11 protein-coding genes are annotated in these 15312 nt (G+C 72.9%); 5 read left to right on the top strand and 6 right to left on the bottom strand.

Annotated elements, in window-relative coordinates; all coding sequences use genetic code 11:
• Window positions 1-47 precede the first annotated feature (47 nt).
• The 4 genes from purH (at window position 48) to WMF27_RS15995 (ending at window position 4767) form a co-directional block, all read left to right on the top strand.
• Window positions 48-1616 carry a bifunctional phosphoribosylaminoimidazolecarboxamide formyltransferase/IMP cyclohydrolase gene (gene purH / locus WMF27_RS15980; RefSeq protein WP_437768021.1) on the top strand — a complete coding sequence of 523 codons (1569 nt, stop codon included), beginning with the start codon at window positions 48-50 and terminating at the stop codon, window positions 1614-1616.
• 197 nt (window positions 1617-1813) lie between these two features.
• Window positions 1814-3259 (top strand): ParA family protein, encoded by a 1446-nt coding sequence (locus WMF27_RS15985; protein WP_437768020.1) that lies wholly within the window; start codon window positions 1814-1816, stop codon window positions 3257-3259.
• A 182-nt stretch (window positions 3260-3441) separates the two neighbouring features.
• Window positions 3442-3786 (top strand): hypothetical protein, encoded by a 345-nt coding sequence (locus tag WMF27_RS15990; RefSeq protein ID WP_437768019.1) that lies wholly within the window; start codon window positions 3442-3444, stop codon window positions 3784-3786.
• Window positions 3787-4062: 276 nt separating this feature from the next.
• Window positions 4063-4767: a Bax inhibitor-1/YccA family protein gene (locus WMF27_RS15995; RefSeq protein ID WP_437768018.1), complete on the top strand. Its 705-nt coding sequence runs from the start codon at window positions 4063-4065 to the stop codon at window positions 4765-4767.
• Window positions 4768-4842: 75 nt separating this feature from the next.
• Here WMF27_RS15995 and WMF27_RS16000 read toward each other — a convergent pair whose 3' ends face one another.
• The gene (locus WMF27_RS16000) at window positions 4843-6228 is read right to left on the bottom strand and encodes an IS4 family transposase (RefSeq protein ID WP_437944243.1); all 1386 of its coding nucleotides are present in this window, start codon (window positions 6226-6228) and stop codon (window positions 4843-4845) included.
• A gap of 240 nt (window positions 6229-6468) precedes the next feature.
• Window positions 6469-7113: a DUF4112 domain-containing protein gene (locus WMF27_RS16005; RefSeq protein ID WP_437944244.1), complete on the bottom strand. Its 645-nt coding sequence runs from the start codon at window positions 7111-7113 to the stop codon at window positions 6469-6471.
• Window positions 7114-7179: 66 nt separating this feature from the next.
• Here WMF27_RS16005 and WMF27_RS16010 point away from each other — a divergent pair, with 66 nt between their 5' ends.
• The gene (locus WMF27_RS16010) at window positions 7180-8778 is read left to right on the top strand and encodes a hypothetical protein (RefSeq protein ID WP_437944245.1); all 1599 of its coding nucleotides are present in this window, start codon (window positions 7180-7182) and stop codon (window positions 8776-8778) included.
• Between the two features lie 111 nt (window positions 8779-8889).
• On the opposite strand, the gene WMF27_RS16015 is transcribed toward WMF27_RS16010, so the two are convergent.
• The 4 genes from WMF27_RS16015 to WMF27_RS16030 form a co-directional block, all read right to left on the bottom strand.
• On the bottom strand, window positions 8890-10836 hold the full coding sequence (locus tag WMF27_RS16015; protein WP_437768014.1) for a hypothetical protein: 1947 nt from the start codon (window positions 10834-10836) through the stop codon (window positions 8890-8892).
• Window positions 10837-10971: 135 nt separating this feature from the next.
• Window positions 10972-12921, bottom strand: a complete 1950-nt coding sequence (locus WMF27_RS16020) for a molybdopterin-dependent oxidoreductase (protein ID WP_437768013.1) — start codon at window positions 12919-12921, stop codon at window positions 10972-10974.
• Window positions 12922-13032: 111 nt separating this feature from the next.
• Window positions 13033-13968 carry a hypothetical protein gene (locus WMF27_RS16025; protein ID WP_437768012.1) on the bottom strand — a complete coding sequence of 312 codons (936 nt, stop codon included), beginning with the start codon at window positions 13966-13968 and terminating at the stop codon, window positions 13033-13035.
• 204 nt (window positions 13969-14172) lie between these two features.
• Window positions 14173-15225, bottom strand: a complete 1053-nt coding sequence (locus WMF27_RS16030) for an RluA family pseudouridine synthase (protein ID WP_437944246.1) — start codon at window positions 15223-15225, stop codon at window positions 14173-14175.
• Between the last annotated feature and the right edge of the window lie 87 nt (window positions 15226-15312).

The raw sequence follows: 15312 nt of genomic DNA on the forward strand, positions 1-15312 counted from the left end.
CGGATAGGGTGGCGGTCGCCGCAGAGACGCACTAGCTGTGCGTCGCAATGATTCGACGCGCACTGATTTCGGTATCCGACAAGACGGGATTGCTCCCGCTGGCCAGGCGGCTCGCGGAGAAGGGCGTGGAGATCCTCTCGACCGGGGGGACGCAGCGGGCGCTCGCGGACGCCGGCGTGCCGGTCATCGGGGTGGAGGCCTATACCGGCTCTCCCGAGGTCATGGATGGCCGGGTGAAGACGCTCCATCCGCGGGTGCACGGCGGCATCCTGATGCGCGGCGCGATCGACGACGAGGACCTCGCGCGGCTCGGCGGGGCGCCGATCGATCTCGTCGTGTGCAATCTCTATCCCTTCGAGGCGACCGTCCGGAAGCCGGGGGTCACGCACCCCGAGATCATCGAGAACATCGATATCGGCGGGCCGTCGATGGTGCGGAGCGCGGCCAAGAACCACGCGCGCGTCGCGGTGGTGGTCGATCCGGCCGACTACGATGCTGTGCTCGCCGAGATCGACAGTCAAGGTGAGGTGTCGAGCGCCACCCGCCGCCGCCTCGCCACCAAGGCGTTTGCGCACACGGCGGCCTACGACGGGATGGTGTCCGGTTACCTCTCTTCGCTCCCCGAGGAGGGCGAGCCGAACGCCGCGGAGCGCGAGGCTTATCCGCGCTTCCTCACGCTCGCCCTCGAGCGGGCCTATCCGCTCCGGTACGGCGAGAACCCGCACCAGTCCGGCGCGTTCTATCGCGAGCGGGGCGCGGCCGCGGGGTCGCTCGCGCTGGCGGAGTCGCTGGGCGCGGGCGGCAAGGAGCTCTCGTTCAACAACCTCGTCGACGTGGACGCCGCGTTCGAGGCGGTGCGCGAGCTCGCGCAGCCCGCCGCGGTCGTCGTGAAGCACACGAACCCGTGCGGCGTCGCGACCGGCGACAGCCTCGCGGCCGCGTACCGGACGGCGCGCGACGCGGACGCCGTGAGCGCCTTCGGTGGGATCGTGGCCCTGAACCGCGAGGTCGACCGCGCCGCCGCCGAGGTGCTCGTCGAGACGTTCCTGGAGTGCGTGGTCGCCCCCGCCTACACGCCAGAGGCGCTGGAGGTGCTCCGGACCAAGAAGAACCTCCGGCTGCTCGCGACCGGCGCGCTCCTGGCCGCGGAACACCGGGAGCTGACGTTCAAGCGCGTCGGCGGGGGCCTGGTGGTCCAGGAGCGAGATGCCTCGGCGGCCGGCGAGGTGCGCGGCGGTCGGGTCGTGACGAAGCGTGCGCCGACGGAGAAGGAGCTCGACGCGCTCGATCTCGGCTGGCGCGTCTGCAAGCACGTGAAATCCAACGCGATTGTGCTCGCGATCCCGGGGAGGACGGTCGGGATCGGCGCCGGACAGATGTCGCGGGTCGAGAGCGTGCGCATCGCCTGCAGCAAGGCGGGCGAGCGGGCTCGCGGGAGCGTCCTCGCGTCGGACGCGTTCTTCCCGTTCCCGGACAACGTGGTGCTCGCCGCGGAGCACGGGATCACGGCGGTCGCGCAGCCAGGCGGCAGCGTGAAGGACGCGGAGGTCATCGCCGCGGCGGACGCGGCGGGGATCGCGATGGTGTTCACCGGGGCCCGGCACTTCCGTCACTGAGCTGGCCTGGCGCCGGGGTCCCGTCGCTGAACCGGCCTCGCGCCTCCCTCCCGGGGCGCGCGCGCTCCAACTCCCTCGCGCCGGAAGGGGGCGTCACGCTCGCAGAAAAGTTGACCTTTGCGCCTTGACTGTGATGATGGTCAGCGCTGCGCCTGGGCAAAGCGCTGTGCGCTGTGCGCGGCGCGAAGGAGCGAGCTGTGGGCGGAATCAGCGAGACGTGCAGCGTGTGCGGGACCGGATTCGAGGTCCAGTTCCGGTACCAGATGGAGGAGAAGGACGGCGGCTTCTCCTTCTTCTGCTCGCAGAAATGCCTGGAAAAGAGCCAAGTCGGCGGGCAGGACGGCGCCGCGCTCGCCACGTGCGACGCGTGCGCGAAGCGGTTTCCGCCGGATCTCGTGTCCCAGGTGCTCTACGTCGCCGGGCGCCGGCACTACGCGTGCTCGCTGGGGTGCCGGACGCAGCTGGTCCGTGAGGCGAAGGGGGTGCGGCTCGGCGAGATCGCGGCGGCGGCCGCGGCGCCGGCCGAGGGAGCAACGCCGACCGGTGACGAGGCGCCGCTGGCAGGAGGCGGGTCGCGCTCCGCCGTGGCGGCAGGCGAGCCGGCGCCGCCGGCGGCTCGGGCGAGCGCCCAGGGCGAGGCGGCGGGGCGGGCCGCGCCGGCCGTTGCGCCGGTCGCGTCTGCCGCTCGCCCGGCGGAGCCCAGAGCGCAGGGCGCGGTCGCGGTGCCCCTGTCGCCGGCGGGGGGCGCGAAGCGGCCGGCGCAGCCGCCGCAGCGCCCGGCCGGGGTGCCCCGCTGCCTGGCCGTGTTCAACCACAAGGGCGGTACGGGCAAGACGACGACGGCCGTGAGCGTGGCGGCCGGGCTCGCGGCGTGCGACAAGCGGGTGCTCCTCGTCGACACCGACGCGCAGGGGAACGTCTCTGTCTCGCTCGGCGCGGGCGCGGAGCGGTCGCTCTATCACGTGCTCGTGATGGGGCTCCGGGTCGCGGACGCGACCAAGACGGTGCGTCCGAACCTGGATCTCTTGCCGTCCAACGAGACGCTCGCCGCGGCAGAGCTCTACCTGGCAGGGCGCCAGAACCGCGACCGCGTGCTCTCGGATCGCCTCTCCGCAGCGGCGGCCGAGTACGATTACGTGGTGCTCGATTGCTCGCCGAGCCTGTCGTTGATGAACCAGAACGCGCTGGTGTTCGCCGACAGCGTGCTCGTCCCGGTCGCGTGCGACTACCTGTCGCTCGTCGGCGTCCGGCAGGTGATCAAGACGGTGAAGAACGTGAACGCGCTGCTGCATCACCCGGTGCAGATCTGGGGCGTGCTGCCGACCTTCTACGACGGCCGCGCGAAGATCGCGCGCGAGGCGGTGAGCACGATGAAGCAGCACTTCGGGGAGCGCTGCCTCGCGCCGATCCGGCAGGCGATCAAGGTCAAGGAGGCGCCCGCGCAAGGGCAGACGATCTTCGAGTACGCGTCGGGAACCCCTGCCGCGGACGACTACCTCGCGGTGGTCGACCGCATCATCGAGAGCCGCGCGCGCAGCGCGGTGGGCTCCGAGGCAGGGGCAGCGCGCGACGGGACAGCGCGGAGCGTCGACCGGGGGGACGCGGCCACCGAGCGGCCGGGCGCTGCGGCGGCGGGGGCGTGAAGGGACCCGCGGACGCGGAGTCCCGCTGGACGAAGGGACCCGCGGACGCGGCGTCCCGCTGGATGAAGGGACCCGCGGACGCGGCGTCCCGCTGGACGAAGGCACCCGCGGACGCGGGGTTTCGCTGAATGATGGGCCCGCAGTCGCGGAGCCTCGACCGGGCAGGGGAGCTGGAGGAAGCAATGAAAAGCGAAGGCGATCTCGGGGGCGCCGCGCGGGCGCTGCTCAATCGCGACGAAGTGGAAGGTGTTTTGTCCGGGGCGTTCTATACGTCCGCGGAAGCGCCTCGCGTGCGCGGGAAGCCCCGGACGAGCGGCGCCGCATCCGAGCCGGGTGCTGCGCCGGCGCCCGACAGACCGCAGCACTACAAGGTCATCTGTATCTCGATGTACACCGAGGATCTCGAGCGGCTGGACGAGATGGTCAGCTCGCTCAAGGCGCGCGGGATGACCAAGGCCAACAGGAGCGCGCTGATCCGGCATGCGCTCTCCCAGGTGGACCTCGACAAGATCCCGAAGGGGATTTAATCCCTTCTTCCAGGGCGACTTCGACAGGACGCAGCGCGCGACGTCCGCATTTCCATCCTCGTGCGGCGTGCGCCGCGGGCTCCGGGGGGCCCTGAGCGGTGCCGTGGGGGGCCTGCGGGCCGGCCGGCTTTCCCGGGAGCCGGCGATCGGGGGAGGGCCCCTGCACAGGCGCCGGCGCTCACGGCGTCGTGGCGCAGCGCCTCGTCCCCCGGCCGCCTCGCCGCGGGCATGCGGCGTGCTTCACGTGCTAGAGTCGAGGCCTACCAGAGAGGGAACATGGACCAGAACTACGTAGGATACGGGAGCCGCTCGTCGGTGCTCCGCGCCGGTGCCGAGTCGCGCGAGCGCTTCATCGTTCGAACGTACAACCACCTGTTCGGTGCGATCGTCCTCTTCGCTGCGATCGAGGTCGCGCTGTTCAAGACCGGCGTCGCCTCGGTCATCGCCAGGGCGATGATGGGCACGAGCTGGCTGCTGGTTCTCGGGGCGTTCATGCTCGTGAGCTGGCTGGCCAGCCGCGCGGCGCACACGTCGGTATCGAAGCCGGCGCAGTACGCCGCGCTCGGCGGCTTCGTGCTCGCCCAGGCGATCGTCTTCGTGCCGCTGCTCTACATCGCGGACATGGTCGCTCCTGGCGCGATCCAGAGCGCTGGGCTCGCCACGATGGCCGGCTTCGCCGGGCTCACCGCGATCGCGTTCGTGACCCGCAAGGATTTCTCGTTCCTTGGGGCTCTCCTGCGCTGGGGCGCCATCTGCGCGCTCGTCCTCATCGCGGCAGGCGCGCTGTTCGGCTTCCAGCTCGGCACCTTCTTCAGCGTCGCGATGGTCGCGTTCGCTGGGGCCGCCATCCTGTACGACACGTCGAACATCCTGCACCACTTCCCCGAGGATCGGTACGTCGGCGCCGCGCTCGAGCTCTTCGCGTCGGTCGCCCTGCTGTTCTGGCATGTGCTCCGCCTCTTCATCAGCTCCCGCAACTGAGCGGGGCGCACCCGCTTCGGATACGGGCCCACCTCGGCGTTTTCGGTGCTCGGCGTACAAGAGTCTCAGGATTGATCATATTTTCCCCACCTCCCTCGCGGCGCTCCAGCCCTGGACGAGGGTGAGGAGCTGCTCGTAACCACGGCCCAGGGTCTGCCAGCCGGGCTCGCCGTTTCGCCGCAGGTGTCCGCCGAGCCCGGCGATTGCCAGGAAGGCATCGCGGGCCGTGGCGTTCTCGGGCAGGGGCTTGCGCGCGAAGACCCGCAGTACCTCGAGCTGGGTGGGCGTGAGCACGGCGGTTGCGGGCTGCTCCGGAGCGCGCCGAGCCTCGCTGCGCAGCAGCAATAGCTGCCAAGCGATGGGCGCGAAGAGCGCCAGCACGTTGCGCAAGCCGTGCAGGTCCTCGATTTGGCGCTTCTCGTAGGCGCATCCGGTCTTCAGGGCCTTGAAGAACTCCTCCACCATCCAGCGCGCCCGGTACCAGTCGACCAGCTGCGTCAGCTGCTCGACGGACTCGACCGGCTCGCTCGTGAGCAGCACCCACTCGACCGGCGCTTCGCCCGGCGGCGGCTCGATCTCCCAGACGCGTACGACCTGGAGCGAGAGCGTCGCAGGCAGCTCGCGCGGCTGGGATCTCGGTCGCCGCAGGGTCACGCGCGTGCTTCCAAGAGCGAGCTTGGCCAAGCGTCCTGCGCGCGGAGGATGCAGCCGTTTCTGTTGAGGGCTGCGATTGCCCGCCGGCCGCGGCGAAAGCTCTACCTCGCGTACGGCCATCGCTTGAACATGCGCGAGCGCCTGCTCGAGCTTGGCCTCCTCTCCGAGGGCGTCAGCCTCGACGAGGCGATTGTGCGCGAGCCGAATCACGAACCGATGCCGTGCGCTCAACAGCTGCGCGAACAGGCCGTAGTCGTCTCCTTCGCGGTCCATGACGTGCACCACATCGTGCGGAGCAGCGCCCAGGGCCGCGACTCGCTCCACCTGCTCTCCCCAGCGGTCGTGCTCGTTGTCCGTCGTGCCGTCGTCGCGCACGTGCGTGCTCAGATCGAGCACGCCGAGCGGGCGGCGCGTTCCATCGCCGCTGACCGCCAGCGTGAAGTGGGCGAAGAACGTCTGCCCCGAGGAGCGCAGCCGTCCGAGCCCCTGCCGCTGGCCGTCGGAGCGGAAGGAGAGGGTCGTGGTGTCATGGATGGCGAGCACGACCGGCTCGGCCTCCATGCGCGCGAGGGTGGCGCGCACATGCGGAGCCAGAATCGCCGCGGGCGTGACGGCGTCGTTGCCGAAGAAACGGTACGCCGCCTCCAGCTCGCTGTCGGACAAGAGCGAGGGGAAGCTCTTGTCCGGCGCCTGCGCCAGCTTCTGCACCAGCTTGCTCTGGCGCTTCGAAAGCCGCGCATCGCCGAAGTGCGCGTCGCTCATCTCCTCGGCGAGTGCCGCTGCGTGCTCTGCTGCAGGTGAACCCATCCGCAGCTTTGATCACGTCGCCCAGTACACATCAAGCGAGATGTGTAGGATCCTGAGACAAGAGTACGCCTGTGCGCCGAAAACGCCGATCTGGGCCCGTCTCCTGTGCGGGTGCACCCCGCTCGGGCGGCGGCCGTTGCGGAGAAGACTTGGGGGGCGGCCGTTGCGGAGAAGACTTGGGGGGCGGCCGTTGCGGGGAAGACTTGGGGGCCGCCGTTGCGGGGAAGACTTGGGGGGGCGTCAGGAGCCGAAGAGAGATTGTAGCGCTCTTGTCAGCGAGAAGAGCATGAGAGCTGTCAGGGCGAGGATGCCCGCCAGCGCCAGGAACAGGCCGGCGTAGAAACGAAGATCGGAGGGCGGCGCGCCGCCCTGCGTCCGCACTGCGAGGTGGGCGCGCAGCAGGTCGAGGTTGCGCGCGTTCGCCTTGTAGGTCGCGTCGAAGAGATCGCCGACGAGAGGGACCGTGCCGAGCAGCGTCTCGAGACCCACGTTGAGCACCATGCGCAGCACCGCGGAGGCAGGGAGACGGTAACGCGTCGCCGCGAGCACGATGTAAATCGAGAGCGCGAAACCGATGAGATCGCCGACCCCCGGGATCAACCCGATCACGGCGTCGTAGCCGACCCGATAATCGATTCCAGGGATACGGATGGAGTTGTCCAGAAAGTGCCCGAGCGCGTTCAAGCGTTTCAGGCGCTCGTCCTCGAGATCAACGGCCATGAGCGGGGCGAGGGGCGGCGCGGGCACGGCGGACCCATCTCTGCGAAGCGGGGGAGACATCCCTTGCAGTTTACTTCTCGCCCCCTCCAGCGGCGACTCAAGAGCGACCGCGGGGCGGCGTCGCAGGGACACGCGGCGCGGCGGGCGAGGATCGGGCAGGAGCACGTCGCCTCGGGAGGGGGCCGTGGGCGGGCGGGCGCCGCCGCCATTGCGGCGACGGGGCTGTGAGCCATGCTGGCGCCTGCCATGCCGAGCCCGCGCGCCCTGGTTCGCAGCTCCGGAGCGCGCCGAGCGCTGCTCGGCCTCGCCAGCGCGCTGCTCGGGACGCTCGGCGGAGACGCGGCGCGCGCGCAGGGAAGGTACGAATCCGCGCTCCTCGGCGGGCGATCGGCGCTCCTGGGGGGCACGGGGGTCGTGCTGGGCGTCGACGGCGCCGCGCCCTTCCTGAACCCGGCCACGATCGTCCGCATCGAGGACCGGAACATCGCGTTCTCGTCGGCGTTCTTCCGCTACGCCCACCGCACACTGCAACGGTGGCACCAGCCAGGGCCGGTCGACCCCGGCCTGTACGGCGATCTCCGGCTCGATCGCACGTCGGTGAGCGATCATGGGCTGGACAGCCTGCCTGACGCGACATGCTACTTCTTCAACTGGAAGCCCGGCGCACGAGGCGCGGATTCGACGCGGGTGCCGGTCGGCCGCCAGGTCGTCGCCGCCTGCCTCGGCAAGACGGAGGAGAACGAATTCGGGTTCGACGCGCTGCGATTCTCGGGGGAGTCCGCCTCGCGGCGCGTGAGCCAGGCGCAGACGCTCCGCTACGCGTGGGGTCGCTTCAGCGCCGGTCCTTCGTGGAGCTACAGCGCCACCTCGCGCCTCGCCGTGGGCGCCTCGCTCTCGCTCGTGCGCACCCGCTACACGAGCTCGCTCGGCGTCGCCAGCCTCGTGGAGGACACCGGCGCAGGCTCGGCGAGCAGCGCGACCTACCAGGCCGCGCTCTCGGGCGACTCATGGGACCTGCTCGCGCACCTCGGCATCACGTACCGGCTGAACCGGGTGTTCTCGGCCGGGATCAGCCTGCGGACGCCCAGCGTTCACGCCGTCGGCTCCCTGGACGCGAGCTACGTCGACACGCGCGCCGACGGGACGGCGGCGGCGCGCTACTGGGCCGGTGAAGGGGAGTTCGTGGCCCCCTCTCCAGCCCGCGTCGCGGTCGGCGCGAGCGCGGAGTGGAGCAGGCTGCGGCTGGAGCTCGACGGCTTCTTCTACATGGGCCAGCGCGAGTTCGCGCGGATCTCCGCCGATCGTGAGGAGATCGCGATCGCCGGGGGCGCGGTGACGAGCCGGGCGCGGGGCCGCCTCGACATCGTCGAGGCGGCGGCGCCCATCGTCAACGTCGGGCTCGGCGCCGAGGTGTTCCTCACGCGCGACCTCAGCCTCGTGGGCGGCGTCGCCTCCGATTTCAACGCGCTGTCGAGCCTGCGAGGCCCCATGTCCGCCGAGTCGAAGCTCTTCTTCGAGCGGATGAGCGGCGCCCACGCGTCGCTCGGGTTGGTCTCCTATACCCGGTACGGCGACCTCGTGTTCGGCGCGCGCCTCGATTACGCCGCCGGGCAGATGGCGGCCGTCAACGCGTTCGCGTCGCCGGTGCGGCTGGATCCCATCGACTGCAGCGAGATCGGCGCGACCCTGGTGCTCGCCGGGAGGATCAGCCTGCGCACCGTGGAGGACGTGGCGCGCGAGATAGGCGACGCCGTGGAGGGCTCGGCCGCCGCGCCCCCCGAGCGGACCAGGCCGAGGGAGCCGATGCGGGCGCCCGCTCGAGAAGAATGAGCGGCGACGCGCGCGCCGCGGATGATCGAGCGGGCGCCGCGCTCGCCCGGCGCGAGGAGCTGCGCCCGCAGCTGCGCCTGAGGCCGCTACCGCGCCGCGGCGCCGCGGCGCTCACGCCGCCCCGGCGTCCCGCGGGCGCACCCCGGCGCGCTCCGCGAGGGCCTCGGCCTCCGCGAGCGCCTCGATCTCCGCGAGCGCCTCCGTCTCCGCGAGGGCCTCGGCCCCGGCGAGCACGTCCGCGTCGCCTTGCTCCCTCAGGCGCTCGAACGCCGCGAGCGCCGCCGGCGCGATCGCCGAGAGCCAGCGCCGGCTCGCGGCGTCGAGCCGCAGCTCCTCGCGGAGCCGCTCCACCTCGCCAGCGCCCGCGGTGCCCGGGCTCGCCGCCGCGCGGCACACGTCGGCGAGCAGCTCGTCGCGCGCGTTGAGCGGCAGGTCCGCGTCCCGCTCGGTGAGGCGCGCCGCCCCGGCGATGTCGCCCTCCCGCGCCCGCAGGGCCAGCGCCACCCGCAGCCTGGCCCTCTCCAGGAACGGGTACGACGCGTACCGCTCCGCGAGCAGCGCCATCTCGGCGCGCGCGTCGGCGCTCCGGCCCATTGCCGCGAACACGAACGCGCGCTCGGCCAGGAGCGCAGGCAGCAGGATGTCCGCCGCCATCGCGCGCGCCACCTCGGTGTTCAGCCGCGCGAGCCCCGCCTCGCACGCCGCGAGCGCCGCGAGCAGCTCGCCTTGCCGGTCCGACAGCTCGGCGAGCGCGAGGTACGCCTGCGCCGCGGCCGCGGGCACCCTGGTCCGCGTGAGGGCCTCGAGCTCGGCCTTCCCGCGCTGCGCCTCGCCCTTCGCGATCGCGACCTGGGCGGCCACGAAGCGCTGCGAGAGCTTGCGCGTGCGCACCGCGTTCACCAGCACCGCACCGACGAGCATCACGATGAAGAGGATCGGAAACGCCATGACGATCGCGAGCGGTCCGAAGATCGGCTCCGCTGGCAGACGCTCGACCCCGGGCGCCACCCGCGGCGCCTGATCGGAGTTCAAGAGCTGCCACACCCCCAGGAACACCATCACCAGGGCCAACCACAGCAGCAACATGCGGCGTGCCGCCTTCGCCACCGGCTGGCGGTTGCTCCCGGCGCGCCCTTCCGCCGCGGCGCGCGCAGAGGCGTCGGCGCGGTCCACCTCCGCGCGCGACAGCTCCTCCACCCCGCCCGCCGCCGGCGCGGGGGCGCGCATGAACGGCGCCGCGTCGGGCGAGATGCGCGCTGCCCAGTCCGCCGGCGAGAGCTCGCCTCCGGCCTCCGGCTCCCGCTTCGCACCGGTGCGGTAGACCGAGCTCGCCTTCGCCTTCAGCATGCGCTGGTAGGCGCGGACGAGGGCGCGCTCGCGCGGGCGCGTGTGCTCGACGAGGAGGCTGCGTTCGCGGAGCAGGTGCACCCGCAGCGCCTCCCTGTCGCCCGAGCGCTCCAGGAGCACCGCGGCCGCGAGCTCCGCGCGGGCGAGCACCTCGGGTGACGCGAGGGCGCTCGCGCGCACGATCTCGATGTCCGCCGCGGCGCCGTCGCGATCGCCCGTCGAGGCGCGGAGCAGGGCCCTCAGCGAGCGCGCCGCCGCGATCGTCACGTGCTCCAGGTGAAAGGCGAGCGGGTCGGTGCGGCGGGTCACCGCAGCGTCGGCGCGGACGAGCGCGCCCGCGAGATCGCCGCGCTGCATGGCGGCGAGCGCGCGCTGGACGTCGATGACGCGCAGGACGTAGCGCGAGCGGCACGTCTCTTCCGCGTAGTCGAGCAGCTCGGCGGCGTCCTCGCGCTGGCCGGACGCCGCGAGGTTGTACGCCTTGTTGACGACCTGCACGGCGACGCTCATCGAGCGGGTGCGGAGCCCGATCGCTATGATGAGCGCGCCGGCCATCCCGAACGGCAGCCCGGCCGCGACGCTGCCGAGCCCCGTCGCGCTCACGCCCGCGCCCAGCACCGCCATCACCCCGCCGAGCGCGATCTGCCGGTTCGCCATGCGGCGCACCGCGTGCGGTGTGATCCCGAACCTTGCAGGCAGCGCTCTCGCCATCGCGCGAGCGTAAGAGACCGCCGGCCGAGCGGGCCAGCGGATCTCGCGGGTACGGCGTGGCCCTACCGGAGCCCGCGCCTCGTCGCGCCCGCGCCGTGAGCTCCGTCCGCCGCGCGGGCGACGGCGCGCCGCGGGCTAGGGCAGGGGCGCCGGCGGGTCGATCGGCTCGACGCGCACCCGCTCCTCGTAGAGCGCGCCGCCCTCGCCGATGTCGGTGGTGCGCGCGGTGATCAGCGCGTTGGCGCAGCGGCCGTCCCGGAGGTGGCCTCCCTTCGGGAGGAGCGCGACGTCGCGGCGCTGGGCAGGATCGTGGCGGAGCAGCGCCGTCATGGCGCCGACGCGCGACGTGATCCGGCAGGCGCCGCCGTCGGGCACGCCGCCGGCCGCGTCCGGGTGGACCGTGACGACGGCCGGACCGGGCTGGGGTCGCGCCCACTGCGACGACTGGGACTTCTCGGTGGAGAGCGCCATGAGCAGCAGCGGGAATTCGCTCGCGCCGGGATCCACGCGCTCCTCGGGCGCCTCGGTGATGAGGTTGACCCGGCCGCTCGGGGTCGGGAACTTGCGGTCCTCGAACAGCACCTTCGGCGCCAGCGGGTTGCGCACCGGCCCGCGCTCCAGCGTCTCGAGCGTGACGCCGAGCGGCGCGAGTCTGCGCTCGGTGACCCGCCGCTTCCAGTCGCGGGCGCTGCCGTCGAGCGCGCCGCCGAGGCCCACGCGCTGCGCGAGCGCCTGCATGATCTCGAGATCGGCCTTCACCCCGGCCGGGGGCGGGACCACGGGCGTGGCGACGCCGAGGTAATGGTGGCCGTAGGCGCCGACCACGTCGTCCGCCTCGAGGAGCGTCGTCGTGGGCAGCACGAGGTGGGCGACCCGCGCCGTGTCCGTGAGGAAGGAGTCGACCACGACGACGAGCTCGCGCGTCCGGAGCGCCTCCGCGACGGTGTCGGACTCGGGCAGCATGGCGACCGGGTTGCCCGCGGTCACCCAGACGGCGCGGATCGGCGGGTCGCTCATCCCGAGCACCTCGCGCCCGAGCAGGGGCTCGCAGACGGTGCGGGGCGCCGGGCGCTCGCCCTCGAAGGGCGAGAGGTCGAACGCGCCGCGCCGCTTGAAATAGAACGAGACGCCGCCGCCCGGGACGCCGAGGTTCCCGCTCACGGCCCCCAGCGCGTCGAGGGCGCGCACGATCGCGCCGCCCGTGGTGCGCCGGCCCATGCCCCAGCCCACGAGGATCGCCGTGGGCCTCTCGGCGAGGCGGCGCGCGAGGTCCAGGGCCGCGCGCTCGGGCACGTCGGCCTCGCGGCACCACGCGGCGACCGAGCTCCGGCGCGCGAGCGCGCGGAAGGCGTCGAGGTGATCGCAGTAGTCCGCGGCGCGCGGGTCCGCCCACCCCTCGTCGAAGAGCACGCGGGCGACGGCCATCGCGAGCGCGAAGTCGCCGCCGGGGCGCGGCTGGTAGAACGCCCCGCAGAGCGACGCCGTCCTGTGGTGCACCGGATCGATGAGCACGAGCTCCGCGCCGCGCGCCTTCGCCTCGCGCAGCACCGGGAGCGTGTGAGGGCTCGAGGTGAAGACGTTCTTGCCCCAGAGGAGGATGTGCCGGGCATTGAGCAGATCGGCGAGGTCATGGCTGTCCTCCTCCCCGAAATCGGCGAGCTGCGCGGCGTCGCCCGCGCCGGAGCAGATGTCGCCGCGCTTGACCGTGACCGGCCCGAACCGCGCGAAGAACGCGTCGGCGATCCCCGTGAGCATCCCGAGCGAGCCGCCGCTCCGGTAATGGAAGATCGCGGCCGGGCCCGACTCGCGCCGGATCGTGAGGAGCTGCTCGGCCGCGGTGTCGAGCGCTTCCTCCCACGACACGGGCGTGAGCTCGCCGCCCTTGCGGAGCAGCGGCGTCGTCAGCCGCTCGGGCGAGTACTGGGTCTCCAGGAAGCGCGACGTGCGGTAGCAGAGGAAGCCCCGCGTGATCGGGTGGTCCGGGTCGCCGCCGAGGCGCACGACGCGGCCGTCCTCCACGGTGGCCACGATGCCGCAGGCGTCGGGGCAGTCGCGGTTACAGGTCGTCTTGCGGAGCTCCTGCATGGCGGCAGCGTAGATCGGGCCTGCGGGGCGGTACACCCGCCGCGCCCCCCGGATGTCCGTCCGGACCTGGCCGGGCCTCCGCGCCGCGCCGGGGCGGCTCCGCGCGCCGGATCAATCGGCCGCGAGCCGCTCGGGCGCGTACTCCCGCGAGTCGTCGCCCGAGACCTCCTGGGCGATCGCCCGCAGCTGCTCGTAGCGCTCGCGCAGGAGCGACCACAGCCGATCGCGGATGTCCCTCGAGTCGAGCCGCTCCGGCGGGCGGGTGTTGCTGAGCAGCCACTTCGCGGTGCTGTTCAGCTGGGTCAGCTCCTCCCTGGTGATCGGGATCCGGCTCTGCACGTGGCTCCACCGGTCCAGGATGAGGTTGGTGATGGTGGCGGTCGCGCTCGCGGGATCGCCGGCGACGAGCGCGCGCCGGACGATGCCGAAGGTCTCCGGGACGATGCTGCGCGGGAAGTACACCTCGGCCGTGGCGAGCGTCGGGCGCAGCGCCCCGTAGAGCAGATCGAGCTGCTCGACGACCTCGATCGGCGGCGCGCTCTCGGGCTGCATCCGCGTCACCGCGTAGTCGAGCGCCATCGCGAGCTCCGGCAAGCTGCGGATCGCGTCGAAGCGGGACTTCGGCAGCCGGCGCCGGTGGCGCGCCGGATCGCGCGTGACGGACTGCACCGCGCGCCGGACGATCGCGAGCACCCCGCTCGCGTCGCCGCGAAAGGCCTGCACGTTGGCCGCGGGCAGGTCGCTCGCCGGCATCGCGTACCGCTCGTAGCGCTCCCGATCCAGGCTCTCGTCGCCCCGGGCCCGCGGGTCGGCCTGCTGCGGCGCGCCGCCGGGCGAGGCCGCTGCGGCCCGCTCCGGGCCTGCCTGCCGCGGCGCTCCGGCGCCGGCCGGCTCTCCTGGAGACGGCGCCGCCGCGTCCCGCCTCGTCTCTCCCGGACCAGGCACCGGCCCGGATGTCGTGCTCTGGGCGGTGCTCTCGGCCTCGAGCGGTGTGGACCGGCGCGCTGGATCCCGCAGCGCCTCGAGGTCGTCTCGCGCACGCGTCATCTCGGCCATCGTACGTAAGTCGGCACTTCGGCACAAGATCCGCAGGCGCTCGAGCGCGCTCGCGCGGGGCTCCGGTCAGCCGCGTCCATGGCGCGCCCGCAGGCGCCGCCTCGCCCACCGGTGTCATCGCGTCCCGCAAGCGTCACCCTCCACACACACGAGCGGAGGGGTGGCCCGCGATGGATCCGCCGCATTCCGCGTGGATCACGCGTCGATCGCGTCCCAGAAGGTGCGCAGATCGTCCGAGAGCGGCGCCTCGATGCGCACGCGTTCGCCTGTCATCGGGTGCGTGAGCTCCAGGAGCGCGGCGTGGAGGGCGTGACGGTCGAGCTCGAGCGCGCGGCGGTCGTCGTCGGTGAGCACGCCGTCGGCGCCGCGCGCGAACATGCCCTCGTCCGGGCCGTAGAGCTTGTCGCCGACGAGCGGAAGGCCGCTCGCCGCGAGGTGGACGCGGATCTGGTGCTGCCGGCCGGTCTCGAGCGTGCAGCGGACGAGCGCGTAGCGCCGGCCGGTGAGGGGATCGGCGCGGCGGCCCAGCACCTCGCACGCGGTGGCCGACGCGAGGCCGCGGCCCGGCGGCGCGACCCGCATCTTGACCTTGTAGCGGCTCGCGTCGTCGAGCTCGAGCGGCAGCTCGACCCGGAACGTATCGCGCTCGGGCCAGCCCCAGGCGATCGCGGCGTAGCGCTTGACGACGCCGGTCCGCTCCTCGAACTGCGCCTTCACGGTCCGGTCGGCCTCGGGCGTGCGGCAGAGCAGCAGCACGCCGCTCGTCTCCCGGTCGAGCCGGTGGGCCAGGAACAGCCGCTCGTCGGGGCGCGCGGCCTCCATCATCTTGATCACGGTGCTCTTGTGGTACCGCGCCGTGGGGTGCACCGGCAGGCCCGCCGGCTTGTCGATGGCGAGCAGCGCGTCGTCCTCGTGGAGGACCGGGATCGGGGTGTCGGGCGCCTGCTCGTCCCACGGCTCGCGCCAGAGGAGGATGCACTGCTCCGGCCGGACGCGATCGCTGCCGCGCAGGCGCCGCGCCTCGGGCGAGTAGGCGCCGCGGGAGACGATCTCGGCGGCGCGCGTGCGGCTCGTCCGCTTGAGCTGGGTCTGCACGAACCGGTCGAGCCGCATGCCGGCCGATTCCGGCGGCACGCGCAGCACGGTGACGACCGACCCCTCCGGCACCTCCGCGGGGCGCACCACCGGCGTGCCGCGGCCGAAGGGGCCGCTCGTGCCGGCGAGCTCTCGCGCGCTGATCCTGGTCATGGGTCGAGCCGGCCTTCGCCTTTAGCAAAAGCGCCGGCCTGCGGCGCGGAAAAGGGGCGGCGCGCGCCCGCGCGCCGTTCGCCGGGT

Origin of the sequence: Sorangium sp. So ce281 (genome assembly GCF_051527395.1) — a bacterium.
In the GTDB taxonomy this organism is placed as follows: domain Bacteria; phylum Myxococcota_A; class Polyangia; order Polyangiales; family Polyangiaceae; genus Sorangium; species Sorangium cellulosum_B.